This window comes from Collinsella sp. TM10-22, from assembly GCF_003466125.1.
Lineage (GTDB): Bacteria > Actinomycetota > Coriobacteriia > Coriobacteriales > Coriobacteriaceae > Collinsella.
In genome coordinates, this window is the sequence record NZ_QSOC01000005.1 from 219708 (window position 1) to 244588 (window position 24881).

Sequence of the window (24881 nt, forward strand, 5' to 3'; positions counted from 1 at the left end):
TCTAACGTGCCGCACGTGCCAAGTGGCGCGTGCGGCACGTTTTGGTGCGGGGTTGTTTCCGTTGTGTTACCGCCCAAAGACCTCTTCGGCGATACGGGCGCTTTCGGCGGCGTCCTTGGCGTAGTAGTCCGCGCCGATCTGCTTGGCGTATTCGGGGGTGAGTACGGCGCCGCCTACGATGATCTTGACGTCCGGCACCTCGGCATGAAGCAGCTTGATGGTCTCTTCCATGGCCACGACGGTGGTGGTCATAAGCGCCGAGAGGCCGACGAGTTTGATATCGCGCTTCTTGACGGTCTTGAGTACCTCCTGCGGATCGACGTCGCGGCCCAGGTCAAAGACGGTGTATCCGTAGTTGTCGAGCAGCATCTTAACGATGTTTTTGCCAATATCGTGGATGTCGCCCTTGACGGTGGCCACGCAGATCTTGCCCTTGTCGGCAATCTCGCCGGCGGGCATCAGGCGCTTGATGGTGTCGAAGCCCACGCGTGCGGCCTCGGCCGAGGCCATAAGCTGCGGCAAGAAGAACTTGCCCTGGTCAAAGAGGACGCCAACCTCGTCGAGGGCGGGGATAAAGTGATTGTTGATGAGGTCCATGGCGTCGTGGTCTGCCAGCAGGCGCTCGGTCTCGGCGGCGATCTCGCCTTTGCGGCCCGAGACGACCATGCGACGAATCGGGTCGTCGTTGCCGTCGGTGCCGGCGGTGCCAGCAGCGGGCGCAGCGTCGGTCGATACCGCCTGGGCCGCCGTCGGGTTCGCGGCGATCTTGTACGGATCGGTCCAGCCGGCGTAGCGCTCGATGTATCCGGTCGAGCCCTCGTCCTCAACGCTCAAGACGCGATAGCTGTAGACGGTATCCATAAAGCGCTTGGAACCCGGGTTCATGATGGGGGCGTCCAGGCCAGCGCCAAAGGCGGCGGCCAAAAAGACCGAACCCAGGAGCGGCCGCGCGGGCAGGCCAAAGCTGATGTTCGACACGCCGAGCGCGCATTTGACGCCCAGGCGCTCCTTGCACAGGGACATGGCGCGCAGGATCTGCTCGGCCTGGCGTTGATTGGTCGAGGCGGTCATGACCAGGCAGTCAATGAGAATACGGTCCGGTCCGATGCCGTAGCGGGCAGCCTCGGCCACGATGCGCTCGGCGATGGCGAAGCGGGCCTCGGCGGTATCGGGGATGCCGCCTTCGTCGAGCGTGAGGCCGACAACGTTGGTGCCGTAGTGGGCGACCAGCGGAAAGATCTCATTCATGATCTGCTGCTTGCCGTTGACCGAGTTGATGATGGGCTTGCCGGCATAGCGGCGTACGGCGGCCTCGACGGCGGCGGGATCGGTGGAGTCGATCTGCAGCGGCAGCAGCGTGGAGCCTTGGAGCTGCTCGGTGGCCTGTTGAATGATCTTGACCTCGTCGATCTCGGGCATGCCCACGTTGACGTCCAGGATGTCGGCGCCCTGCTCCTGCTGACTGATGCCCTGGCTCACGACGTAGTCCAGGTCGCCGTCGCGCAGGGCCTGCTGCAGGCGCTTTTTGCCGGTGGGGTTGATGCGCTCGCCGATGACGGCGATCTTGTGGTCGTCGCAGGGAAGGTCCACCACGGTCTGGGCGCTCGTGACCGACATGCTGGGCTTGCGGTGACGCGGGCTGGGCGTGTGGTTGTCGATGAGGGTGCGAAGTGCCGCCATGTGCGTGGGCGTGGTGCCGCAGCATCCGCCGACGACGCCAACGCCGTCCTCGATCATGCCGGCGACGGCCTCAGCGTACTCGGGTGTCTGGACATCAAAGACGGTGTTGCCGTTGTCGTCCACGCGGGGGAGTCCCGCATTGGCCTGCACCATAACGGGCTTGTCGGTAACGGTGAGCATGCGTTCGGCGAGCCCGCGGAGCTCGGCCGGTCCCTGACTGCAGTTGATGCCCAAAACGTCGGCGCCGATGGCGTCGAGCGTGATGGCGGCCACCTCGGGGCTCGTGCCCAGGAAGGTGCGTCCGTCTTCCTCAAAGGTCATGGTGGCAAAGACGGGCAGGTCGGAGTTCTCGCGGCAGGCGAGGACTGCCGCCTTGATCTCGGCCAGGTCGGTCATAGTCTCGATAATAAAGAGGTCGACGCCCGCAGCGACGCCGGCGTGCACTTCCTCGGCAAAGAGGTCGTAGGCCTCGTCAAAGCTGAGGGTGCCCAGGGGGCGCAGCAGGGCGCCGATGGGGCCGATGTCGCCGGCGACGTAGCGGGCGCCGGCCTCGCGGGCGCAGGTGACGGCCGCGGCAAAGACGTCTGCCACGGTGGCAGCACCGTCGAGCTTGTGGGCGTTGGCGCCAAAGGTGTTGGCGGTGATCACGTCACAGCCAGCCCCGACATATTGACGTTGGATATCGGTGATAACCTGGGGCTCCTCAAAGTTGAGCAGCTCGGGCAGAGCGCCCGCCTTCATGCCGGCGGCCTGCAACATGGTGCCCATGCCGCCGTCAAACAGCAGGTGCCCCGTGCCCTCGATGGCCGCACGCAGGCGCTCATCCTTAATGTGCAGGTCGTCGATCGTGCGCGTCTTGTACGCGGCGCCGTTGCAGCGCGCAGTATTGACAGGTGCCGCCAGCGCAGTACCGTCAGAATCATGAGTGATAAGCGGAGTAAACATCGATGGCTCCTAATGGCTGGAATAGCAGGTGGTGTGGGCGGCGCGGAAGCGGCAGTACTCACGCATGCGGCAGATATTGCAGGTGGGGCGGCTCTGAGCGTCGTGGACCTCGCCGTCAAACAGACCGATCACCGCGGTCACGCTCTTGGTGGGCATGAGCAGGCTGGTAGGTGTGACGGTAAGCCCGATGAGCCGTGTGGCGTTGAGCACATTTACGATCGAGCGCTGTGCCGTAAGCGGGCAGTCGCCGTAGCCGGGACTGAAGCGCCAGTTACCGGCGAGTCCGTGTGCGGCGGCCGCGGTCTTGACTTGCTGGTCCATCTGCTCGACGGCGGCTTCCACATAGGCAGAGCACGCGGCGTCGAGCACTGCCCCCTCCAGGGGTTGCTGGGCTCCCGTGGTGCGCAGACGACGCTCGGCGTCCATGCCGAGGGTGCATGCCATGAGCGCGGCAAAGCGGGCGTCTTTGAGATGTCGATAGATATCGCGACCCCGCAGCTCAACGTTCGTGCCAACCAAGCGGATGCAGGGCTCGCCCTGCTCGTCGACGCCCGTGGCATCGACGGCAAACACGCATCGCACGCCACGGGGCTCAATGTCCAGTTCTAGGCGCTCGACCACAAGCTCAATTCGTCGTGACAGTTCAGGCTCAATCTGCTGACCGCCGTAGCCCAGATAGCGCAGCATCTCGGCACGGTCGACTCGGGGATGATGGGCAGCGTCGATACGGTAAAGCGCCGGCGACGCAAGGTCAGCCGGCACTTCGACAGTGGTTGTATCAATGTGCGGTTTTTCCATTACCCTAGGCGCTCCATAATGGTCGCGGCGATCGCAGGACGATTCATAGTGTACAGGTGCAGACCGTCGGCACCGTGCTCCTTGAGGTCGCAAAGCTGGTGGGTGGCATAATCTACACCGGCTGCCTGCAGGCTCTCGGGGTCGTTCTCGTACTTGGCGAGAATCTTGATGACGGGGGAGGGCAGCGACGCTCCGCACATAAAGACCATGCGGCTGATCTGGGACTTGCTCATAAACGGCATGATGCCCGCGGTGATGGGCACCGTGATGCCCGCTTTATCGGCAAGCTCGCGGAAGCGGTAGAAGCACTCATTATCAAAGAAAAGTTGCGTCACAAAGAAGCTTGCGCCGGAGTCCTGCTTTTGCTTGAGGTATTCGACCGAGAGGCTGAGGTCCTCGCAGGCAATGTGGCCCTCGGGGTAGGCCGCGGCGCCCACGCAAAAGCCGGCGTCGACGAGCTCGGGGATGAGGTCGCGGGCGTAGGCGTATTCGGAGGCGGGCTTGTCGTCCTCGGTCGCGCCGGCAGGGAGATCGCCACGCAGCGCCAGGATGTTATTCACGCCGGCGGTGCGGTACTCATCGATCTTGGCGGCGATATCGGCATGCGTGCGGCCGACGCAGGTGAGGTGCGCCACCGAGGGCGTATCGAATTCGCTCGTAATCATATGCGCGATGGGGGCGGTGGTGGCGCCGTTGCCCGAGCCGCCGGCAGAGCAGGTGACCGAGACAAAGCTCGGCGAAAGCTTGCACAGACTGCCTGCCACCTTGCGAGCCGTATCGAGGGTGAGCTCGCCCTTGGGCGGGAACATCTCAAACGAAACGGGCACGGTGCCCAGGGATGCTGCCTGCTTAAAAACCTCGTCGACGCGCATATCGTGCTCCTTTAGATACTTTAGTGCGATGTGTTGTAAGGATTCTACAGCACCGCTGCGCCACGCTGGAGTTTTACTTGCCATTTGGGAATACCAATCGAAGATGCTTCGCTATCGTCATTCCCTATAACAACGTAGCTCATTTGGGACGTGCCTCTATAGCCATCAACCAGCTGCCCAGGGTAGTCTTTTTGGGACGGGGCTTTTTTAGCTACCCTATGTCAAATATTGCCTTGAGCTTCGAAGATACCGGATGGGTAGCTAAAAAAGCCCCGTCCCAAAAAGACTACCCTTAAACCATGCGGGGAGGTCTGCAATTTATACAGTTCATTGGCTGTTAAGGGTGGCAATACTGCCGCGATGCGGTAACCTCATTGATTGGTTTCGTGACAGCAACATAACGGTAATGTCGCGGAAACACGGCGAGTCTAAGCTAAGGCTCGTTCGTTAGTAATCAACACCGCTTCTCACGCGGTGCCGATACGAAGGGAGTTCCGTATGGCCGAACTTACTGACCGCTTCGGGACCATGGTGTTCTCTGAGGAAGTCATGAAGGACTGCCTCCCCAAGGACATTTGGAAGCGCCTTGCTGCAACCCTCGAGGGCGGTGAGCCGCTCGACCTAGATGTGGCCAACGCCGTTGCCCATGCCATGAAGGTCTGGGCCATCTCCAAGGGTGCTACGCACTACGCGCACTGGTTCCAGCCGCTTTCGGGCATCACTTCCGAGAAGCACGACAGCTTCCTCGAGCCTAACCACGACGGCACCGCCATTACCAAGTTTACGGGCAAGAACCTCATCCAGGGTGAGCCCGATGCCTCCAGCTTCCCCAACGGCGGCCTGCGCGCCACCTTCGAGGCCCGTGGCTACACCGCTTGGGATCCCACCAGCCCCGCCTTTATCAAGGACGATGTCCTGTGCATCCCCACGGCTTTCTGCTCCTACACGGGCGAGGCCCTGGATAAGAAGACCCCACTGCTGCGCTCCATGACCGCGCTCTCGCGTGAGTCCAAGCGCGTTTTGGCGCTGTTTGGCAAGACCCCCAAGAAGGTCGTTCCTTCCGTGGGCGATGAGCAGGAGTACTTCCTGATCAAGAAGGACGCTTACCGCAAGCGCAGGGACCTGGTCATCACCGGTCGCACCCTCTTTGGCGCTGCTCCCTGCAAGGGCCAGGAGCTCGAGGAGCACTACTTTGGCGCTATCCGCCCCACCGTCTCGTCCTATATGAAGGACCTGGACGATGAACTGTGGGCGCTTGGCATTCCTGCCAAGACCAAGCACAACGAGGTCGCTCCCTGCCAGCATGAGCTCGCCCCTGTCTACGGCGAGGTCAACGAGGCCATCGACCAGAATCTGGTCATGATGGAGAAGATGAAGCTCATCGCCTCCCGCCACGACTTGGTCTGCCTGCTGCACGAGAAGCCCTTCGAGGGCATCAACGGTTCGGGCAAGCACAACAACTGGTCGCTTGGCACCGAGTCCGAGAACCTGCTCGACCCGGGCGACACCCCGCTCGACAACCTGCAGTTCATCGTCTTCCTCACCGCGGTGATCGAGGCCGTCGATAACTATCAGGAACTCCTGCGCGCCTCCGTTGCCTCGGCCGGCAACGATCATCGTCTGGGCGCCAACGAGGCTCCTCCGGCGATTATGTCCATCTTCCTGGGCGACCAGCTCACCGAGGTTGTCGAGAAGATCATCGATGGCAAGGCTTCCGTTCATGCCACGCGCGGTGTGCTTGACCTGGGCGCCGATACCCTGCCCAAGCTGATGCAGGACAACACTGACCGCAACCGCACCTCCCCGTTCGCCTTCACTGGCAACAAGTTCGAGTTCCGTGCCTGCGGCTCCGAGCAGAACGTCTCCGACTCCAACCTGGTGCTCGATGCCGCCGTGGCCAAGTCGCTCAAGTCCTTCGCCGACGCACTCGAGGGTACGCCCGAGGATAAGTTCCAGGACGCCGCGCTCGAGTACTGCAAGAAGGTGCTGACCGATCACCAGCGTATCCTGTTCTCCGGCGACGGTTACTCCGATGAGTGGCCCGTTGAGGCCGAGAAGCGCGGCCTTGCCAACAACAAGACCACGGCCGACGCTCTTCCCGCCTTTGTTTCCGATAAGGCCATTGCGCTCTTTGAGGAGACGGGTGTCCTGACCCGCGCCGAGGCTCAGTGCCGCTATGACTGCAAGCTCGAGAAGTACAACAAGCTCATGAACATCGAGGCCACCACGATGGTTCGCGAGGCGCGTCGTACCTATCGCCCGGTCATTACCGCCTATGCCACCAAGGTCGCTAAGGGCCTTGAGACTATTCGTGCCGCCGGTGCTGAGGCTGCCATGCAGTGCGAGCAGAACACGCTCAACAAGCTCTGCAACGGTATCACCGCCATCAACGACTCCATCAAGGCGCTCGACGCCGTGCATCAGAAGGCCGAGGCCCTCGATGGCCAGGAGCAGGCCAATGTGTATGCACACGAGGTCGTTCCCGCTATGGATACGCTGCGTGCCGCCGTGGACGCCATGGAAGAGATCGTGGCTGCCGACTACTGGCCGGTTCCGACCTACGATGACATTCTGTTCTACGTGTAACAGACACGTTTGATTTTGCGCGCGAAGGGGGTCTCGCCTGTGCGAGGCCCCTTTTTTGCTGCTCAGATCTATTATGGACGTGCTGCCGGGCAAGCGTTTCGTGTGAGGCATCTCAAAAGATGTAACCTGTTTTGGCGCACATTTGGCGCACATGTGCCGAAACGAAAACAGGCCAAGATGAAAAACGAACCCGCACGACTTAACATCGCGCGGGTTCGAACAAAATGCAAATGGTGCCCCCAGCGGGATTCGAACCCGCGATATCCACCTTGAAAGAGTTGAGCTTTCTGAAAATCGCAGATAAATGCATTTCAATAAAGCCAGCTAGATAGTTCGTTTAGTGCGTATTAGTTCATTGTGCCGCAAAGTGATACACTGAATTTTGCGGCGAGATTGCGGCGCAATTTGCGGCATACGACTTGAACGGAGCTAACAATGACCGTGTTTACGACCGTCCGCGTTAGGGAGCGCGATGGACGCGGCTGGATTGCCGAGGCATCGTATAAGGACGATTCTGGCAAGTGGCGCAAACGCTCTAAAACCTTGAAAGCAACGGGTAAGCGCGCGGCCCAGAAAGAAGCCGAGGCGTGGCTAGCCAAGCTGAATGCCGAGGAGGAGCGCAGGGAGGCTGAAGGGGCGACATTGGCGGCCTTGGGACTTAACCCCCAGTCGGCACCGACCGTCTCCTCGTATGTCCGTGACTACATAGAGGGAAAGAGCGAGATTGAACCATCGACTCGCAATGAGTACAGGAGGATGCTTGACAAGCTGATAGGTCCCCATATCGGCGATATCGAGTTGAAAGACCCGGCGCTCAACACGGAAACGGTCAAAGCATGGGTGGCCAAGGTCAGCAAACAGTACGCTCCAGCTACGGTCAGAAAGGCTCTCACTCTATTGAGGTCGGCAATGAGGGAGGCGGTCTATAACGACCTTGCTCCCAAAGACCCGACATTTGGCGTTAAGGTCAAAAAAGACGACTGCAAGCGTAAGAACTCACTAACGCAGGAGGGCGTTCGCGTTGTCTGCGGAGTATTGGAGATTGCAGAGCTAAATCCTTCAATGCTTGGAGTGAAAATCGCGCTCTATACTGGTATGCGCGAGGGCGAGATATGCGCCTTGCGCTGGAAGAACGTTAACCCCGCTCGCGGCGAGCTTACTGTCGAGGAGGCCATCGGAAGAGACGGTAGCAGGTTCTACCTCAAAGCGCCCAAAAACTCAGGTAGCTCTCGTACCGTGTATTTCGGCAGTGAACTGGCTGCTGACTTTGTCGAACGCCGAAAGGCTGTCGAGGCTGAGTGCAATGCTGCCGGAGTAAAGTTCTCTCCTGATATGTTCGTTCTCGGCAACATTCGCGGCGAGTTCCTGCGCCCCCTATACCTCTCTAACAAGTGGCGCGGTCTTGCGAGCGCGTTGGAGCTGAAGGGAACAAGAGGCATACGCCCGTCATTCAGCGACTTGCGCCATACGTTCGCAACTATGGCTGTTGCTGCTCATGTCGATATCAAGGCTATATCCGAGTCGATGGGACACTCGAACGCTGCTATGACCCTGAACACTTACGCCGACGCGACAGTCGAGGGCAAGCAGCGTGCCGCCCAGACCATGCAGGCCGTCTTGACGGGCGGTGGAGAGCAATGAGCATGAGGGACGACTATGAGCTTGACCCGGCATCATTCGAGGTCTTAGGGGAGCATATGGACGCTATCAAGGCGTTTTCTGAGGATAAGGCAAGGGCACGCGAAACCACAAAGTGGATCGAGGCTTTCCCAGATGGAACCGAATGGCTTGAGAGACACGGTTTGGTTAACTTTACTGCTCCAAAGTTCGCCGCTGACTCAAACGCAATTAAGCGAATTTGCGAGGCATGTGGGCTGAAACAGACGGTCATTGCCAAGGTATGCGAGCGCTCGATATCGACCGTTTCAGAATGGGCCAGCCGTCCTGAAACGGTCCCAGCTGTATGCGTTCGGAGGATTGCGGACTGTGCCGAAAGGGCATGGACGAATGAAAACGTTGGGTTCTCTGAGTTCCTAATGGAGCTGATGGACAGCTATTCAGTACCGCGCCGCTTATCGCCTGAGTTCGGATTGGGCATATATTCGAGGGACGCAATCAGACAGTCGTTGCTGTTTCTGAGCCAAGGGCAGTTGGACGCTCTGGTTGAGGTCGTCCGCGCAATGGTCATTGCCAACGGGGAAGAGCCAGATGCGTTCGATGCCTACGATTCTTGTTGTGAGGAGCTATTTTCAAAATAAATCGCTTCGGTTTGGAGTGCGAGTTTAGGGCATCACGCCGAACTATCGCGCGAACTCAGGGCTATAAGGCCTCAAAACTTCGGCTCGCGCAAGTGAAAATAGACGGGTATACCGAATAATTGCAGGTAGACCCGTCTTTTTGTATTGGATAGTTCTTCAGGTTAAGTTTGGTTCAACAGCGCTGTTACGTATCTCAAAGTCCTAGAGAAAGGCACGTCATGTGTACTCAGGAGCATCTGACTGAACTGAACAAGCTTGTGATTGACGGTCGATTCGGGGAACTGCCCAACCCGCTTATCGTTCCCGAGGCCGCGTCCATTGCCCGACGCTCCCGCCCGACCATTACCAGGGCGTGCAAGTCCGGTGCGCTCAAGGCCGTTCAGACGGGCAACAAGTGGAACATCAACCGCGATTCCCTGCTTGCCTATGCGGGCCTTATCTAAGGCGGCGCTTATGGCAAATAATACGAGGGCGGTCGTTGAGCTGTCGCTGGGAGCCGACCCGCTAGAGGCCGCGAAAGTCGGCTGTCTCAACGGCGCGACCCTGTGCAACGCCGACATTTACGGCATGGGGACGTTCGGGCTTGGCATGGAGCGCGAACAGGCGCTCCTGTCTGCCGAGGACGTTGACGGGGACTGCATCCTGCGCATTGCCGCGCCCGACGGCGGGCATGAGCTTGAGGTCCGCTGCTCAGATTGGCTTGCCGACAGGATCGAGCGCATGGACGCCGAACTCAAGCGGCGCGGAAGGCTTGCGAGAAAGGCGGCAGACCCCATGAGGTTTGTGGCAGCTGATGCCCATGAATAATGAGCTGAGGGCCGGGTACCGCGCTGAGGTGGAGCGCAAGGGCAAGGCGCTGAAGGCGATGCGCGAGGCCCGCGGGGTCCGCTCTGATAAAGGGCCGTGCGCGTTCGACAAGGTTCAGCTCAAAGACTGGTATACGTCCCTTCAAATCACGAACGAGGAATGGCGCTGCGCATACGTCACGGCAATGGTTGACTATTGGTTCACGGGCGTTACCCCGGACTATCTCGATGACATTCCGAAAGCGTATTTCAATGCGAACTTCGAGAGGCTCAGCGATGCCAGAAGGCAGTCCTTCGCAAAGAGCGATACCGGAGAGGACTCAAGCCTAGAGGCATGGGTTGACGGTCGCAACGGCACCATTCCCGCTGATAGCGAGGGGGTACCCAACCCCGTACCAGACCCCGTTCCCAGCCCCGTACCCAACCCCGTACCAGACGGGGTTCAGCCCTTATATAGCTATAAGCTACCAACTACTAGCCATGAGCCACAAGCCATTAGCCATGGCCCTACAAGGCCATTGGCTAATGGCGAGGAGGCTACGGGCTATGGGACGAGCGACAGCGAATCGCTTTTCGAGACGGGCGTTGCTCGGTTCCACGCTCCTTGCCCGAATTGCTGGGAAGTGGCAGAGGAGCCTGCCGGGTCCATTGATGGCATGGGCCTAATTCTCGTTAAGTGTCCGAACTGCGGGATGCAAACATATGGAAACCCGCCCGAGGGATATGAGGTCGAACGTGCTTTCGGCCAACCTTCGATCCTGAAGCGCAAAGAGGAGAATAAGCAATGAGAAAGACTGACCAGATGACGCTTGCCGTAAACCAGATGGCGTCTGCCGTAAACCAGATGACATTTGCCGCATATTCCGCCCTCACGGTCGAGGAGTACGGCAGGGAGGCGCTTGAGGCGGGGACCGTGACCTATACCGGGGACGGCGCTCCCGTCTACGAACCCGATGACTCGGGGGTCTACGACCTGACGACCGAGAGCGGCAGGAGGGCATGGAAGGCCAACGCCCCCGAGGGCGTGACGAGGACCATTATCGAGGACGGCGAGCCGTGGCTCGATTCGGTCGTTGGCATGTTCTCCGAACAGCTCGCGGACTGGATGGAAGAGCGGGGCGCGACCCTCTAGAAAGGCGTGGCGCGGGAGGTAGGGCCGCGCCGACAGCGCCCCGCTGCTCAGGGCAGACAATGCTGCCTGAATCGTAGCATATTTTTAAGCACCGTTGCGGATGAGGGGGTTAGTATATAACTACCCAGCGTGACGCGCCAGACACGGCAGACGCATATGCGATGACCTGCGGATATGCCGTCTAAGGCTCTCAGATGCCCTTTTTTAGTTTTAGTATGATTACGGTACCTAGTTGCTCACGCCAGATGCCAGACCGCCCTTATCGGCTGTCCTGTGGCCTCTCAGGGGCATTTCCGCATGGCAGACCGATTGGCTCTTGGGGTGGTTCCGATACTGAGGCGGGGAGAGATTAGCCCGACGCTGGCGCAGTTCAGGCTCTACTGGTTCGTGGCACTCGACATGGAGCGGCAGAAGGCGCGGCGAAAGATAGACCTCATGCGCCCCGAGGGAGACCCGAGGAGGGAGAGGGCGCTCTACTGCATGGAGAGGCAGGAGGAGGTACTGGACCGCGCGTACGCCGACATGCGCGAGATGGCCCCGACAGTGGGCGAGAGGGCGGTCGAGGTCATAACTGCCCACTACCTAGAGGGCGAGGACTGGCATGACCTGAGCGCGAGGATCGGGATAGCCTACGACAAGTGCAAGAAGATAGCGTACAGGGCGTTCAGGGAATACGACGCCGCGACATAGAGAAGGCCGCAGGAGAGCGAACCCTTGCGGCCTTTTTGTTTTCGTTCTCTGGGCGTGGTTTATGACCCGCGCCCCGCTCTCTAGTTCCTGACCGAGTACCGCTTACCGCAGTGGTTGCAAAGGTACTCGCGCTTTCCCTTCCTGCCCATCGCGGCGCCGACCACCATGCCCTCAAGGCCGAACGTCTCCGCGCCAATGAGCGCCTTTCCCGCGCTCGTGGACTTCGACGTGTTGTTCAGGAGCGTGACGTCGGTGGAGTCGCACTTGGGGCAGCGGAGTCCGGCCTTGCGCTGGGCCTTCTTCACCTTATCGGGGGTCGTGTCGAGCGCTGCGCGGTTGAGTTCTGCGTTCGGGTTGGCAGGAGCGTAGCCCTTTTCGGTGCTTGACTTAAGAGTTTGGGGCGTTCCATTCTTACGGCGGTCTCGTTCGTATTTCACGTCTCTGTGAATCTTGCTGATTGTCTCGTCTACCTTCTCACCGGATTGTGCAGTGAGCGCGTACAGGCTGTTAAGCTCTGTCTCCGTCATGCCGTTAGGCCTTCTGGTGTTGTAGACGAGAAGCAGGTCGTTTAGTTCCTTGGTACGGGGCATCCGATACGGAGCAGGGTCGGTTGTCTGCTTCGGCTTCGTCTCCGAAGTGTTATCCGTTGGCCTTTTATTTTGGAATGGCAACGTGAAGAAGTCGACGGTTACAACAACTATGAACAAAGAGCTGACAAGCCCAACTGGGTCGTTCAACATAGTGAGTACCGTTACGTGGTGTGCAAAGATGTACCAGCAAGCTGGGAAAACCAGCACCCAGAGAATCGGTCTAATCTTATCTATCATGCTGAACTCCTGTTCGCAATCGATCCGGTAACGGATTTGGTCGTCATTGGGCACTTCAACGCGCTGTCACTATGCCCAATGCGTCCGACAAGCCTTTTTGTTTTCGCGCGTCCCCGAGGGGCTTAGTAGCGCCCATGCCGGGGCGCTGTCACCTGTCCGGTGGGGTCGGGCGCTGCCCGTCTACTTTGCGAGCAGGAACCTGAGGACGACAATCGGGAGAATGACCGGGGCGAGGACAATCCCGAGCAGGTAAATCCAAAGCGTGCCCTTCATGGCTATCGACCTTCCTTTCCTGTTGCGATAGCGGTTGACTTGATTCTAGTCCTCACTGGACGTGAACGGGACGTGTTCGCCCCGCCTCTCCATGCCGCTCAGCTCCATCTGCTCATCTGCGTACACGGCTATGAGTTTGCGGCGGTGCGCGTTGCATCTGCGGTAGGCGTCGCGGATGCCGTTGAGCCGTACCGTGTTGAGCGCCAGATGCTCAGCCCATCCAACGAGGTCCTTCCTGTCCTCGGGGCTTAGCTCGCGGTAGCTGCCCAGCAGTTTGCGTTCGTCCTCGGTCAGTGGGGTCCTCTTGTTGCGTCTCTTGCTCATGCCCAGTCCTTTCACTCGATTTGTGATTTGGTTGCTCTTCCGAATGCTGTTTCGATCCGAGCGGAGAGCTTGTTGAGAGAAGCATAGGCATTGGTTTTGGAGGTTGAGCTGTCAAACGACCGGAGGCTCTTTTTACCGAACCCACTCACATGCAAGTGCGTTTGCTGAATGATTTGAGAAAACTCGGAAAAGTGGTTTTCGGCGAGTTTTGCGGCGATTTTGCGGCATTTCATTGCGGCGCAAGCCAGAAACGAAAACAGGCCAAGACGAAAAACACGCCTTGACCTGCTCAAATGCTGTGGTGCCCCCAGCGGGATTCGAACCCGCGATATCCACCTTGAAAGGGTGGCGTCCTTGGCCGCTAGACGATGGGGACAGCGGGAAAGAGTATAGCAGACTTTTTTGCCGGCGCGTATATCGTTGGCAAACTGGAAAACCACCACATAGGAGCTGGCTCTCTATCCCGATTTTCAAACATCTCAATCTGTAACATCTGGGCTGATAAATCGGCTCTATGTGTTACAGATCGAGACAAAAGGCAGGCGTCGGGACGAACATCTCATTCTGTAACAGTAAGACGACTTTTAACGGTCTAGATGTTACAGATTGAGACAAACCGCTGGGACGGGTCAAAACCACCACAAAGGTGCCTGTCCCCTTTGTGGTGGTGGGGTGCTAGGGGAGGAGCTTCATCGCGGCGTCGTGGGCAGCGTGCTCGTAGGTGTCGTCGAGGGGTTTGAGCGGCAGCAGGGCGGCGGCCTGTGCGTCGCCGCGGCGCTCGAGGGCGTGGGCGATGAGCCAGTCGGCGAGCTCGGGGTTCTTGGGCAGTGCCGGTCCGTGTAGGTACGTGCCGATGACACCCTTGTAGATGAGACCCTCAAAGCCATCGTCGCCGTTGTTGCCGGTGCCCGTGACGACGGACGTTCCAAGCGGCGTGGCATCGGCGTCCAAAAGCGTGCGGCCGCCGTGGTTCTCGAAGCCAACAAAGGGCTCGGGCGCCAGGTCGGTCTTGACGGCGACGTTGCCGATCAGGCGGTCGGAGCCGCGCACAGTCTCGGCGGCAATGACGCCCAGGCCCTCGATGCGATTTTCGCCCATATAGTACGAACGGCCGAGCAGCTGATAGCTGCCGCAGATGGCGAGCAGCGAACCGCCGTCCTCAACATAGGCTGCGACCTTGTCTTTTTGGGCGAGCAGCTCGTGTGCCACGGCTAGCTGGTCGCGATCGGATCCGCCGCCCATCATGACGATATCGGCATCATGCAGATCGAGCACCTCGCCCATGCGGACCTCATCCACGCGAACGGGGATGCCGCGCCAGGCGCAGCGGCGCTCGAGGGCGATGACGTTGCCGCCGTCGCCATAGAGGTTGAGGGCATCGGGATACAGGTAGACGATGCGCAGCGGATGCGAGAGCTCGACTGGCGCGATACCGACAGGAAGAGCGCTGCCGTCGGCACGGACTACGGCGCGGGCAGCAACCGTGGCTGCATCGGCACCCTTCAGTCCGTCGAGCTCCTTGACCAGCGGTGGAAAGGCCGTGTAGTTGGCGACGGCGTAGAAAGTGTCGCCGGCAGCCTCGTCTGCCACGGCACCAATCGCCTGCTCGACGCTCGAGATGATCGTGGCATCGATGCCGGCGTACTTGAGGCGCACTTGCATATCGTGCGCGCGTGTGCCGCCGGCAAAGGCGACAAGCCCCGTTGTGTCGGCGATGCGCTCAAAGTCGACGTCGTAGATCCACGATACATCGTGGCCGTCGGCATCGTTGTCATTGAGGAAGAAAGCGCAGAGTCTGCCGCCGGCCGTCTTGATGGACTGGATTTGTCGATCGAAGCCTACGGGATTCTTGGCCAGGTTGGCCTCGACGGTGCGGCCGGCGATATCCCAGCGCCCCATACGACCACCGGCGGGCACATAGGCATCGAGCGTAGGCTGCAGAAGCGCCGCGTCCACGCCCAATTCGTGCGCGGTAAAGAAGGCGGCGGCAACGTTATAGACCATGTACAGGCCGTTGTAGCGCGTGGCGATGTGTACGGCAGCCGCGTCGGGCGCAGATCCAAAGACCAGGTCAAAGCCGTAGCCGTCGCAGCCGAGCTCCACGCCCGTCACGCGACGGACAAGCCCAGGGCGGGCCCAGCCGCACGAGGGGCAATGATAGGCGCCAAGTTGCCCGTACTGCACATAGTCGTACTCCAATGGTGCGTTGCACTGTGAGCAAAAACGTGAGTCGCTAATGCGGTCGGACTCGGTGTTGGTGGCGCCGTCGATGCCAAAGGCGATGCTTGCATTGGGAACGCGCGCGGCGATCGCGGCACACAGCGGGTCGTCGGCGTTGTAGATGAGCGTTGTTGCCGGAGAGAGCTCCAACGCATGGGCGATGACGTCTTGGGTATGGTCGATCTCGCCGTAGCGGTCTAGCTGGTCGCGGAACAGGTTGAGCAGCACAAAGTACGTCGGCTTGAGCTTGGGCAGAACGCGTACGGTGTAAAGCTCATCGCACTCAAAAACGCCCACGCGCTTGCCGCTGGCAGTGTGCTTAAGGCCGCCGCGGGCCTCGAGCAGCGCGCCCACCACGCCCGGCTCCATGTTGTTGCCGGCGCGGTTGCATACCACGGTAGCACCGCTGGCAGCAACGGCGTCGGCGATGAGGTTGGAGGTGGTGGTCTTGCCGTTGGTGCCGGTGATCACTACGCTGCGGTCGACAAGGCCCGCGAGGTCGCTCAGCAACTCGGGGTCGATCTTCATGGCGATGCGGCCGGGGAGTACGCCGCCCTGGCGCTTAAGGACGGAGCGCAGTCCCCAGCGAGCGATATCGCTCGAGGTGCAGGCAAGAGATGAGCGGAGGTTCATGAAACCGTTCCTAACGTAAACGACATGGTCGGGTCGAGTGCGTCACTAAAATCCGTAGCGGCGCGCAAATTCCTGGGCAAGCTGCGACACGTCTTCGCAGGCATTGGCCCAGGGGGCAAAGTCGGGGGTGTCCGAGATAATGCCGTCCGCTTCCCAAACGGCTTGGTGCGAAAGATCCCAGGGATCGCGTGGCTCGGGTCGGCAGGGAAGGTACGGTGTCTGGTACATGGGATTCAGCAAGAAGAACGCGCCGCCCTCGCAGCGGTTAGCGAACTCACGCAGCGCACGCGCCGCCGGACGCATCTTGTTCGTTTTGAACAAGAGGATCGTGCGGGCGAGCAGGTACCAGGGGGAGTTCTCGAGTGCATCGGCCCCCACCTGTTCCTCGAGCTGGTGAGCCAGGGCAAAAAAGCCGTCCTGGTCTTCCAGGCGAGCGAGGGCGAGCAACACGGTGCCGGCAGCTCGGGTGGGATAGCCTTCTGCCTTAAGGACGCGGCGGGCGTAGTTGGCGGCAGCGCGGTAGCGGGCGCTCGCCATGCACAGCTGCGAGATGGCCTCGAGCGTGTGGAGCCACCCGATAAGTGCCGGCTCGCTCACGGTGAGATCTGACGCCGTCACACCGTCCGTCAAAACCTTGTTGGCCCAGTAGTGCGGGGCTTCCATATCAAACCCGGGCACGCTTTGCTGCAGGTAATCGGCCGTGGTTGCCTCGAGCTTCATCAGGTCGCCCAGGCAGGCGTCAACGGGTGTGTCGGCCAGGATGATGGCGAGCAACTGGGCATCGACGGCAAGCGCATCGATACGGACGATCTTGAGCAGCTCATCGCGCATATCGTCGAACAGGCGGTTGCGCGTCTGCTCAAACTCCTCGTCGCTGCCCATGTCCTCGATGCGATGGAGCTCGTCGAGCAGGTGGCGGTGAACACCGGCATAGGACAGCAGCGCCTGGGCATGCTCGGACTGCGCATACTTTTGGGGATTCGCGCTAATGTCGTTATGGACAAGCTCGCGTGCTGCATCGGTGAGCTCGGGGTGCGACGCCAGATAGGTGCGCTCCAAGTAGGCGGGGATGTAGACGCTCGGATCCATTAGAGGTCCCCTCCCTTAAATGGAAGCCCCTGCTCGGCTGCGCGCAGGATGCGCTCGTCGATCTGGGAACGCACGATGTCGCTGGTGGCGACCCAGGCGGCAAAGCTGGCGTTGTCGGGAGCGCCCAGGCCTTCCTGCAGCACCGGCGTCGCCTCGGACAGTGCAAGGACGAGCTCGTCGGTGGAGCCCACGCCCACGTTGACGCGGGCATAGACGCCATCGGGAAATTCGGTTTGGAAGTAGAGCGCCTCGGCTGCGTGCGGGCATGAGCGTGCAAGGATGCGCAGGTAGTGCTCGGCGTCCTCGTAGTCCAGCTCGCGCCAGGCAGCGCTCATCAGCGCGATGAGCGTCCACGGGTCTAAGTCACGCTCCGCGTCCTTGGGACGACGGCGCAGCGGCGTGTTGGCGAGATAGGGGACGGAGTGGGCGGAGCGAAAGCGCTTGAGCTCCTCGACGGGGTATTCGAGCTTTGCCATGGCGAGCATCGCGGTGTGGCGGACACCTGCGGGGTCGTTGGGCGCAAAGTCCAAGCTGCGATTCGCTGCCTCCAGTGACATGCGGTAACGGCCGCTAATGAGCGCGCGCGATGCTAAGGCGGCAAGCCAGCGCAGGTAGGGACGGCGGGTCAGGTCGCCTGCAGCCTCACGCTCGTAGGGGTCTTGCGCCGAGGCGATCTTGAGTGCCAGATCGTGCTCCACCTCGTCGCACTTGGACACCAGATACTGCACGTAGTACTCGTTGGAGTCGGCGGTGAGTGCCGTCAGCATGCGCTGGGCATCCCAGTTGGCCGGATCGAGTGCGGCCGCCTCGCGAAGCATGTTCTCGGCAGCTGCCTCTTCCTGCTCTGCCTGGGCATCGTCAGGGATAAAGGGAATGCGGTAGTCGACGGCCTCGACCACCTTGGCAATCAGATGCACGGCGCGGTCGCGGTCGTGCACGATGAGCGGCGCGGGGTTGCGGGTGAATTGCTCCATCAGACGCTCGACGGCGGGGCCGTCGGTGAGCGGGATATTGTCGCGGCGCAAGGCCTCAAGAACGAGGCGATGGCAATCCTCTTGAATGGGATCGAATGCCATGGGGCCTCCTTTGCTGCGGTTAGGGTTCAAATATCTCTATATAAGGTTCTAGTTTACCCGCATGTGGCACACCGGGGGTGCCGCACTTGGGCTTGCACCTTTGCACCACGAAGACGGATGTCACACAAATGTCGGCACCTTGGACGACCGAGTGGTATCACGGTGCCGCAAACGGTCGATTTTTGGCGGCGAACGGTGCATATTTTGGAGGGGCACAGTCCTGCCCGGGATATGTAGTCAACCTTGATAAAACGTTTGCCCAGCTTGGGAGTATGGATGCCGCACAAGGGTCTTCAGGGATAGAAAAAACGTTTCATCATTGGCGGCTTTAGGTGAATAACTGACCAACCAGAACGGTAAAATAGTGTTTGTCTGAGCGTTGAGACGTTTAGACATTGCGCATTGTCATCGCCGGCAACGCGCAAAATGGTCCTAACGGAGCCAATCGGGTGCTCCGTTATATACGCAAGTCTAAGAGGGGCTTGTTTAGGAGGCACAGTATGGGACGTTTTACCAATCCTCGCGATCTGTACTTTGGTGAGGGCGCTCGTCACGAGGTCAAGAACCTCAAGGGCAGCAAGGCCATCATCGTGAGCGGCGGCGGCTCCATGCGTCGCGGCGGTTTTCTGCAGGACGTCGAGGCCGACCTTAAGGAGGCCGGTTTCGAGGTCAAGCTGTTCGAGGGCGTCGAGTCCGACCCGTCCGTCGAGACGGTCATGAAGGGCGCCGAGGCCATGCGCGAGTTCGAGCCCGACTGGATTGTCGCCATTGGCGGCGGCTCGCCCATCGATGCCGCTAAGGCTATGTGGCTGTTCTACGAGTATCCCGAGGAGACCTTCGAGGAGGCCGTCGTCCCGTTCTCCTTCCCCGAGCTCCGTCAGAAGGCTCACTTCTGCGCCATCTCCTCTACCTCCGGTACCGCTACCGAGGTCACCGCGTTCTCCGTCATCACTGACTACGCCAAGGGCATCAAGTACCCGCTGGCCGACTTCAACATCACCCCTGATGTCGCCATCGTCGACCCCGAGCTCACCTACACCATGCCTGCCAAGCTGTGCGCTCACACCGGTATGGACGCTTTGACCCATGCCGTCGAGGCCTATGTCTCCACTGCCGGCTCCATGTACACCGACGCCAACGCCCTGCACGCCATCCGCGAGATCGTCGAGTGGCTGCCCAAGTCCTATGCTGGCGATCATGAGGCTCGCCAGCACATGCATGACGCTCAGTGCATCGCCGGCATCGCCTTCTCCTCGGGTCTGCTGGGCATCGTCCACTCCATGGCTCACAAGACCGGTGCCGCCTTCTCCGGCGATCATATCATCCACGGTTGCGCCAACGCCATGTACCTGGGCAAGGTTATCCAGTTCAACGCCAAGGATGCTCGCGCCAAGAGCCGCTACGCTTTCATCGCCAAGGAGATCCTGCATCTCGCCGGCGAGACCGAGGACGAGCTGGTCGAGGCTCTGGTTCAGGAGATCCGCGACCTCAACGACAAGCTCGATATCCCGCAGGGCATCAAGAACTACGGTGCCAAGGGCGTGAAGGCCGACGAGTCCATCATCGATTACGATGAGTTCGAGGCCAAGAAGCACGACGTTGCCGCCAACGCCATCCTCGACGCCTGCACGGGCTCCAACCCGCGCCAGCCGTCCCAGGAGGAGATGGAGCAGCTGCTCGAGTGCGTCTACACCGACACCCCGGTTACGTTCTAATCAGTTCGCCTTGTTCTGATGAGGGGCTCCGCACACAGCTGTACGGAGCCCTTTTTCTTTAGAGATTGGGATTAACATGGCTGCAATTTTCAATAGCCCCAGCAAGTATATCCAGGGTCCCGATGAGCTTGCAAAGCTCGGCTCCTACGTTGAGCCGCTCGGCGGCAAGGCCCTCGTCATCGTGACGCCTTCGGGCAAGAAACGTGTCGGCGCCAAGATTGAGGGCGGTTTTACCGAGGCTAAGGCCGAGCTGCTGTTTGAGGACTTTAACGGCGAGTGCTCCAAGGGCGAGGTCGATCGCCTGGTTGCGCTCGCTCGCGACAACGGTTGTGACATCATCGTCGGCGTCGGTGGCGGCAAGATCCTCGACACCGCGAAGGCCGTCGCCTATTACCTGGAGTCCCCGGTTATCATTTGCCCCACCATCGCCTCGACCGATGCACCGTGCTCGGCACTTTCAGTGCTCTACACCGACGACGGCCAGTTCGATAAATATCTCTTCCTTAAGGCAAACCCCAACATTGTCCTTATGGATACGACGGTTATCGCGGCGAGCCCGGTGCGCCTGACGGTTTCCGGTATGGGCGATGCGCTCGCAACCTATTTCGAGGCCCAGGCAACGCACGATGCCGACGGCGGCACCTGCGCCGGCGGCAAGGGCGGAATGGCCGGCCTGGCGCTCGCCAAGCTCTGCTACGAGACGCTTATGGCCGATGGCGTCAAGGCCAAGGTTGCGCTGGAGAAGGGTGCGCTCACGCCTGCCGTCGAGCACATCATCGAGGCAAACACGCTGCTTTCGGGCATTGGCTTTGAGAGCTCGGGCCTTGCTGCTGCCCATGCCATCCACAATGGTCTGACGATGCTGCCCGAGTGCCACGGCATGTATCACGGCGAGAAGGTCGCCTTCGGCACCATCGTTCAGCTGGTACTCGAGGATGCCCCGACCGAGAAGCTCGAGGAAGTCTTGGGCTTCTGCATTGAGCTGGGCCTGCCGGTCACGATGAAGGAACTTGGCGTTGCCGAGCTTACGCGCGAGCAGGCCATGATTGTTGCCGAGGCCGCCTGCGCGCCCGATGACACCATGTGCAACATGCCGTTTGAGGTGACGCCCGAGATGGTCGCAAACGCCATCCTGGGTGCCGACGCGCTGGGCCACTACTACCTTATGGATGAGTAAATCAAGCTAAGGAAGGGGCAAAGTCAGCAGATGGCTTTGCCCCTTTTTGCTATGGTGCAAAGGGGGCAGGTTACTTTGCACCAATCGCTGTTTGATGAAGGGCGGATTCTCGTATGGCGCTTCCCATGGTTTATGGCGGTCCCGGCCGGTATGTTCAAGGGCCGGGCGAACTTTCGCGTCAGGGCAGGTATTTGTCATGGTTGGGTTGCGCTGCCTATGTCTTGTTTGACCAGGGCACCGAGGATCGGCTGTGCAGGCAGATTGTCGATGGATTTCTGGACGACGATCTGAGTGAGCCGTTCTTTAAGATTTATGACGGTCCGTGTACGGAAGAGGCCGTTGTAAAAATGGCTAAGGAAGCCCAGGCTGAGTATTGCGACATGGTGGTGGGTATTGGCGGCGGCAAGATGCTCGATATCGCCAAAGCAGTAGCGTTTTATGCCGAGCTGCCGTTGTGCGTATGCCCCACGGCGGCCTCGATGGATGGTCCGTGCAGCGCGATTTCGGTGCTGTACCACGAGGATGGGTCGTTCGACCGTTACCTGATGCTCGAGAAGAATCCAGACCTGGTCGTGGTCGATACCAACGTGGTCGCAGCGGCCCCACTGCGTATGACGGTTGCTGGTATGGGCGATGCGATGGCAACGTACTTCGAAGCGCGTTCGTGCGCCGCGGCGCACGGCGCCAACGAGCACGGTGGCGCGCCGGGGCACTTGGCCCTGGTCGCGGCACGTACCTGCTACGACACGCTCATGGAGTGCGGTGTCGCTGCCAAGCGCGATCTCAAAAAGGGCCGTACATCGCCGGCGGTTGAGCGTCTGATCGAGTGCAATATTCTGCTCTCGGGCGTCGGTTTTGAGAGCGGTGGCTTGGCGTTGGCGCATGCCATCGCCAACGGTCTGACGGTCCTGCCCGAGTGCAAGGCCATGCATGGCGAAGCCGTGGCATTTGGCCTGGTGGTACAGCTGCGCCTGGAGCGTGCGCCCGAGCTTGATCAGGTGCTCGAGTTTTGCCAGCGCGTCGGTCTGCCGACGACGCTCGAGGAGCTGGGTCTTGGCGAGATTTCCGATGCCGATCTGCAAAGTGTTGCAAATGCGGTCTTTAGAAACGAGCGCAACATGGCCAACGAGCAGGCCAAGGTGACCAAACAAAAGCTCGTGCAGCTCATGCGCGAGGCATAGTTTGGCGCTTGATTGACCTTGTGCAATCGAGGCGGCGATAGGCCATGGGCTATTTGCCGCAAAGATGCGCCGCGTGAAATTTGCCCGAGGCGTGGACCGATAGCGTATTATTATCTCTTGCTTGTTTGCACTGCTCAGGGAGGGGCCGCGCATGGCGCAGGAACACGATCTGTTTGATGACATTATCGAGATCAGCAAGGGTTTCGACTTTCTTAAAAACCCGCTTGGCGGTGTGGCCGATGCACTCGATCCGTCGGCGCCGCAGTGGAATCCTGCCGACTACAAGGAACGTCCGCGCGGCAACACCATTCCGTGCTTGACCTGCAAAAACGAAAAGAGCGGCTGCACCGCGTGCATGGATGTGTGCCCGGTGGACGCCATCGAGGTCGAGGAAGACGCCATCGAGATTCTCGACTCCTGCCGCAAGTGCGGCCTGTGCGCCGCCGCCTGCCCGACCGAGGCGATTATCTCGCCGCGCCTGGCGCCCAAAAACCTGTATGACGACATTGTCTCGGCGGCCACGAGCCACGAGACCGCCTACGTTACCTGCACGCGTGCCCTTAAGCGCATGCCGCGCGAGAATGAGGTCGTCGTTGCCTGCGTGGGCGATATTACGGCCGAGACTTGGTTCTCGGTACTGGCTGACTATCCCAACGTGAGCGTGTATCTGCCGCTGGGCGTGTGCGATAAATGCCGCAACACCGGTGGCGAGGACATGCTGGGCGAGGCGATTGCGAAGGCCGAGGAATGGGCCGGTACGGGTATGGGCCTAGAGGTCGACCCCAAGAGCCTCAAGTGCCATAAGCGTCGCGAGTACGAGCGCAAGGAATACATGGAAAAGATTGCCCGTACCACGGGCCTGACCGTGACCAAACTCAATCCGGCGACGGCGGCACTGGCTTCGGTGACGCAGAAGCTCAAAGCCCATCGCCATCAGATCACCCAGCTGGAGCGCACACTCAACACCATGTGCGGTACCACGACGACCAAGCGTCGCCGTTCGCTCACGCATGGGCGCCAACTGGTGCTCTCGACGTTGCAAAACCACCCCGAGCTTGCCCAGAACATGCAGGTGAGCACGCCGGAGTGCGATTTTGACAAGTGCACGTCGTGCGGCGAGTGCGTTAACGCGTGCCCCACGTCCGCCTGCGATTTGGTGGGAAGCGGTCGCTTTGCACTGGAGTCCACGTATTGTTTGGGTTGTGGCGCCTGTGTCAAGGTTTGTCCCGAACATGCGCTCAAGCTGGTCGAGCACGATGCGTCCAACTTGGTTGTCGTCGACCCCGAAGCCGAGGAAAAGGCCGCTCAGAAGGCTAAGGCCCACGAGGAGGCCGAGAAGGTCAAGGCCGAGGCAAAGGCCAAGCTCGATAAGATGCTCGATCAGGTGGAAAAGCTCGCAGACTAGTCAGCGACCCCTATCTCTGCTTCATTTGCGCCGCCGTGGCGTCCGGGTTCGCCTGGATGCTGCGGCGGCGCTATACTTATGCAGTTTGAAGTACCTGTATCAAAAGGAGCTGTCGTGTCCCTTTCCATCGGTATCGTGGGCCTGCCCAACGTGGGCAAGTCGACGCTGTTCACCGCGCTTACCAAAAAGACCGGCCTTGCCGCCAACTACCCGTTTGCCACGATCGACCCCAACGTGGGTATCGTCGATGTGCCCGATAGCCGCCTGCAAAAGCTCGCCGACATTGTCAACCCGGGTCGCATTGTGCCGGCTACGGTCGAGTTCGTCGACATCGCAGGTCTGGTGAAGGGCGCTAACGAGGGCGAGGGTCTGGGCAACCAGTTCTTGGCAAACATCCGCGAGACCGACGCCATCTGCGAGGTCGTGCGCTACTTTAAGGACCCCAACGTCATGCGTGAGGTGGGCCGCACCGGCGAGTTCGTCGATCCCGCCGGCGATGCCGACACCATCATGACCGAGCTCATCCTGGCCGACATGGGCACGCTCGAGAAGCAGTTGCCCAAGCTCGAGAAGGAGGCCAAGCGCGACAAGGAGCTCATGCCCAAGTTTGAGGTCGCCAAGCGCCTGCTCGCCTGGCTCAACGAGGGTAAGCGCGCTGCGTCTATGGAGATGACCGACGAGGAGCGCGCCGCTGCCAAGGGCCTGTTCCTGCTCACCATGAAGCCCATCCTGTATGTGGCCAACGTGGACGAGGATATGCTCAACGACGACCTGGCGCCCATCGATGGTGTCAAGCCACTGCCCATCTGCGCCAAGATCGAGGCTGAGCTTTCCGAGCTCGATCCCGAGGATGCGGCCGACTACCTGGAGAGCTTGGGCCTGGAGCAGCCCGGTCTGGACGTGCTCGCGCAGGCCGCCTACAAGCTGCTTGGCCTGCAGTCGTTCTTTACGGCTGGCGAGATGGAGGTCAAGGCCTGGACGGTGCGTCAGGGCGCGACCGCCCCGCAGGCCGCCGGTGTCATCCACACCGACTTTGAGCGCGGCTTTATTAAGGCCGAGGTCATTGGCTACGACGACTACATCGAGCTCGGTGGCGAGCAGGGCGCCAAGGCTGCCGGCAAGCTGCGTATTGAGGGCAAGGACTATGTCATGGCCGATGGCGACGTCGTGCACTTCCGCTTTAACGTGTAAGGA

The 24881-nt window shown here is 60.2% G+C and carries 21 protein-coding genes and 1 tRNA gene; 13 read left to right on the top strand and 9 right to left on the bottom strand.

Going from position 1 to position 24881, the window contains the following annotated elements:
- Window positions 1-66: 66 nt before the first annotated feature.
- Genes DXD94_RS06930 through DXD94_RS06940 form a run of 3 tightly spaced genes read right to left on the bottom strand, consistent with a single transcriptional unit; the run spans window position 67 to window position 4295 of the window.
- Window positions 67-2625 carry a homocysteine S-methyltransferase family protein gene (locus DXD94_RS06930; protein ID WP_199407115.1) on the bottom strand — a complete coding sequence of 853 codons (2559 nt, stop codon included), beginning with the start codon at window positions 2623-2625 and terminating at the stop codon, window positions 67-69.
- Window positions 2626-2634: 9 nt separating this feature from the next.
- Window positions 2635-3423, bottom strand: coding sequence for a vitamin B12 dependent-methionine synthase activation domain-containing protein (locus DXD94_RS06935; RefSeq protein WP_117743227.1), 789 nt, complete (start codon window positions 3421-3423; stop codon window positions 2635-2637).
- Complete coding sequence (locus DXD94_RS06940) at window positions 3423-4295, bottom strand: methylenetetrahydrofolate reductase (RefSeq protein ID WP_117743228.1); 873 nt, start codon at window positions 4293-4295, stop codon at window positions 3423-3425. The genes DXD94_RS06935 and DXD94_RS06940 overlap by 1 nt, the downstream gene beginning before the upstream one ends.
- A gap of 498 nt (window positions 4296-4793) precedes the next feature.
- Between DXD94_RS06940 and DXD94_RS06945 the strand changes: the two genes are divergently transcribed.
- From DXD94_RS06945 to DXD94_RS06980, 8 genes are all read left to right on the top strand, one after another.
- Window positions 4794-6881 (top strand): glutamine synthetase III, encoded by a 2088-nt coding sequence (locus DXD94_RS06945; protein ID WP_117763625.1) that lies wholly within the window; start codon window positions 4794-4796, stop codon window positions 6879-6881.
- 435 nt (window positions 6882-7316) lie between these two features.
- The gene (locus DXD94_RS06950) at window positions 7317-8522 is read left to right on the top strand and encodes a tyrosine-type recombinase/integrase (RefSeq protein WP_117763626.1); all 1206 of its coding nucleotides are present in this window, start codon (window positions 7317-7319) and stop codon (window positions 8520-8522) included.
- A gap of 2 nt (window positions 8523-8524) precedes the next feature.
- On the top strand, window positions 8525-9139 hold the full coding sequence (locus DXD94_RS06955; RefSeq protein ID WP_147347134.1) for a hypothetical protein: 615 nt from the start codon (window positions 8525-8527) through the stop codon (window positions 9137-9139).
- A 218-nt stretch (window positions 9140-9357) separates the two neighbouring features.
- Window positions 9358-9582, top strand: a complete 225-nt coding sequence (locus DXD94_RS06960; protein WP_117763628.1) for a helix-turn-helix domain-containing protein — start codon at window positions 9358-9360, stop codon at window positions 9580-9582.
- 10 nt (window positions 9583-9592) lie between these two features.
- A complete protein-coding gene (locus tag DXD94_RS06965; protein ID WP_117763629.1) occupies window positions 9593-9946 on the top strand; it encodes a hypothetical protein in 354 nt (117 codons plus the stop codon).
- Complete coding sequence (locus DXD94_RS06970) at window positions 9939-10733, top strand: hypothetical protein (protein ID WP_117763630.1); 795 nt, start codon at window positions 9939-9941, stop codon at window positions 10731-10733. Before DXD94_RS06965 ends, DXD94_RS06970 begins: the two co-directional genes overlap by 8 nt.
- Entirely contained in the window at window positions 10730-11077 is a 348-nt protein-coding gene (locus DXD94_RS06975; RefSeq protein WP_117763631.1) for a hypothetical protein, read from the top strand. The genes DXD94_RS06970 and DXD94_RS06975 overlap by 4 nt, the downstream gene beginning before the upstream one ends.
- A gap of 297 nt (window positions 11078-11374) precedes the next feature.
- Window positions 11375-11767 (top strand): hypothetical protein, encoded by a 393-nt coding sequence (locus DXD94_RS06980; RefSeq protein ID WP_117763632.1) that lies wholly within the window; start codon window positions 11375-11377, stop codon window positions 11765-11767.
- An 80-nt stretch (window positions 11768-11847) separates the two neighbouring features.
- Here the strand turns inward: DXD94_RS06980 and DXD94_RS06985 are convergent, their stop codons facing one another.
- The 6 genes from DXD94_RS06985 to DXD94_RS07015 form a co-directional block, all read right to left on the bottom strand.
- Window positions 11848-12594, bottom strand: a complete 747-nt coding sequence (locus tag DXD94_RS06985; protein WP_117763633.1) for a hypothetical protein — start codon at window positions 12592-12594, stop codon at window positions 11848-11850.
- Window positions 12595-12912: 318 nt separating this feature from the next.
- Window positions 12913-13191 carry a hypothetical protein gene (locus tag DXD94_RS06990; protein ID WP_117763634.1) on the bottom strand — a complete coding sequence of 93 codons (279 nt, stop codon included), beginning with the start codon at window positions 13189-13191 and terminating at the stop codon, window positions 12913-12915.
- A gap of 299 nt (window positions 13192-13490) precedes the next feature.
- Window positions 13491-13567, bottom strand: a tRNA-Glu gene (locus tag DXD94_RS06995).
- Window positions 13568-13866: 299 nt separating this feature from the next.
- A complete protein-coding gene (locus DXD94_RS09870) occupies window positions 13867-16044 on the bottom strand; it encodes a MurT ligase domain-containing protein (protein ID WP_233540339.1) in 2178 nt (725 codons plus the stop codon).
- Between the two features lie 45 nt (window positions 16045-16089).
- The gene (locus tag DXD94_RS07010; protein WP_117763635.1) at window positions 16090-17133 is read right to left on the bottom strand and encodes a hypothetical protein; all 1044 of its coding nucleotides are present in this window, start codon (window positions 17131-17133) and stop codon (window positions 16090-16092) included.
- The gene (locus DXD94_RS07015; RefSeq protein WP_117763636.1) at window positions 17133-18209 is read right to left on the bottom strand and encodes a hypothetical protein; all 1077 of its coding nucleotides are present in this window, start codon (window positions 18207-18209) and stop codon (window positions 17133-17135) included. The genes DXD94_RS07010 and DXD94_RS07015 overlap by 1 nt, the downstream gene beginning before the upstream one ends.
- 500 nt (window positions 18210-18709) lie before the next feature.
- Here DXD94_RS07015 and DXD94_RS07020 point away from each other — a divergent pair, with 500 nt between their 5' ends.
- The 5 genes from DXD94_RS07020 to ychF all read left to right on the top strand — a co-directional run bounded on the left by DXD94_RS07020 (window position 18710) and on the right by ychF (window position 24878).
- The gene (locus DXD94_RS07020) at window positions 18710-19924 is read left to right on the top strand and encodes an iron-containing alcohol dehydrogenase (protein WP_117763637.1); all 1215 of its coding nucleotides are present in this window, start codon (window positions 18710-18712) and stop codon (window positions 19922-19924) included.
- Between the two features lie 76 nt (window positions 19925-20000).
- Window positions 20001-21101, top strand: coding sequence for a glycerol dehydrogenase (locus DXD94_RS07025; RefSeq protein ID WP_117763638.1), 1101 nt, complete (start codon window positions 20001-20003; stop codon window positions 21099-21101).
- 125 nt (window positions 21102-21226) lie between these two features.
- Window positions 21227-22282 (top strand): glycerol dehydrogenase, encoded by a 1056-nt coding sequence (locus DXD94_RS07030; RefSeq protein WP_233540341.1) that lies wholly within the window; start codon window positions 21227-21229, stop codon window positions 22280-22282.
- Between the two features lie 151 nt (window positions 22283-22433).
- A complete protein-coding gene (locus DXD94_RS07035; protein WP_117763640.1) occupies window positions 22434-23687 on the top strand; it encodes a 4Fe-4S binding protein in 1254 nt (417 codons plus the stop codon).
- A gap of 114 nt (window positions 23688-23801) precedes the next feature.
- Entirely contained in the window at window positions 23802-24878 is a 1077-nt protein-coding gene (gene ychF, locus DXD94_RS07040; protein WP_035136922.1) for a redox-regulated ATPase YchF, read from the top strand.
- Window positions 24879-24881 lie beyond the last annotated feature (3 nt).

Bases quoted from the DNA above. Each gene is read 5' to 3' on its own strand.
- DXD94_RS06990 (WP_117763634.1), bottom strand. From the start codon at position 13,191: ATGAGCAAGAGACGCAACAAGAGGACCCCACTGACCGAGGACGAACGC.
- DXD94_RS06940 (WP_117743228.1), bottom strand. From the start codon at position 4,295: ATGCGCGTCGACGAGGTTTTTAAGCAGGCAGCATCCCTGGGCACCGTG.
- DXD94_RS06955 (WP_147347134.1), top strand. From the start codon at position 8,525: ATGAGGGACGACTATGAGCTTGACCCGGCATCATTCGAGGTCTTAGGG.
- DXD94_RS06975 (WP_117763631.1), top strand. From the start codon at position 10,730: ATGAGAAAGACTGACCAGATGACGCTTGCCGTAAACCAGATGGCGTCT.
- DXD94_RS06965 (WP_117763629.1), top strand. From the start codon at position 9,593: ATGGCAAATAATACGAGGGCGGTCGTTGAGCTGTCGCTGGGAGCCGAC.
- DXD94_RS07010 (WP_117763635.1), bottom strand. From the start codon at position 17,133: ATGGATCCGAGCGTCTACATCCCCGCCTACTTGGAGCGCACCTATCTG.
- DXD94_RS06935 (WP_117743227.1), bottom strand. From the start codon at position 3,423: ATGGAAAAACCGCACATTGATACAACCACTGTCGAAGTGCCGGCTGAC.
- DXD94_RS07020 (WP_117763637.1), top strand. From the start codon at position 18,710: ATGGGACGTTTTACCAATCCTCGCGATCTGTACTTTGGTGAGGGCGCT.
- DXD94_RS07030 (WP_233540341.1), top strand. From the start codon at position 21,227: ATGGTTTATGGCGGTCCCGGCCGGTATGTTCAAGGGCCGGGCGAACTT.
- DXD94_RS07015 (WP_117763636.1), bottom strand. From the start codon at position 18,209: ATGGCATTCGATCCCATTCAAGAGGATTGCCATCGCCTCGTTCTTGAG.
- DXD94_RS06930 (WP_199407115.1), bottom strand. From the start codon at position 2,625: ATGTTTACTCCGCTTATCACTCATGATTCTGACGGTACTGCGCTGGCG.
- DXD94_RS06945 (WP_117763625.1), top strand. From the start codon at position 4,794: ATGGCCGAACTTACTGACCGCTTCGGGACCATGGTGTTCTCTGAGGAA.
- DXD94_RS07035 (WP_117763640.1), top strand. From the start codon at position 22,434: ATGGCGCAGGAACACGATCTGTTTGATGACATTATCGAGATCAGCAAG.
- DXD94_RS09870 (WP_233540339.1), bottom strand. From the start codon at position 16,044: ATGAACCTCCGCTCATCTCTTGCCTGCACCTCGAGCGATATCGCTCGC.
- DXD94_RS06960 (WP_117763628.1), top strand. From the start codon at position 9,358: ATGTGTACTCAGGAGCATCTGACTGAACTGAACAAGCTTGTGATTGAC.
- DXD94_RS06950 (WP_117763626.1), top strand. From the start codon at position 7,317: ATGACCGTGTTTACGACCGTCCGCGTTAGGGAGCGCGATGGACGCGGC.
- DXD94_RS07025 (WP_117763638.1), top strand. From the start codon at position 20,001: ATGGCTGCAATTTTCAATAGCCCCAGCAAGTATATCCAGGGTCCCGAT.
- DXD94_RS06980 (WP_117763632.1), top strand. From the start codon at position 11,375: ATGGCAGACCGATTGGCTCTTGGGGTGGTTCCGATACTGAGGCGGGGA.
- DXD94_RS06970 (WP_117763630.1), top strand. From the start codon at position 9,939: ATGAATAATGAGCTGAGGGCCGGGTACCGCGCTGAGGTGGAGCGCAAG.
- DXD94_RS06985 (WP_117763633.1), bottom strand. From the start codon at position 12,594: ATGATAGATAAGATTAGACCGATTCTCTGGGTGCTGGTTTTCCCAGCT.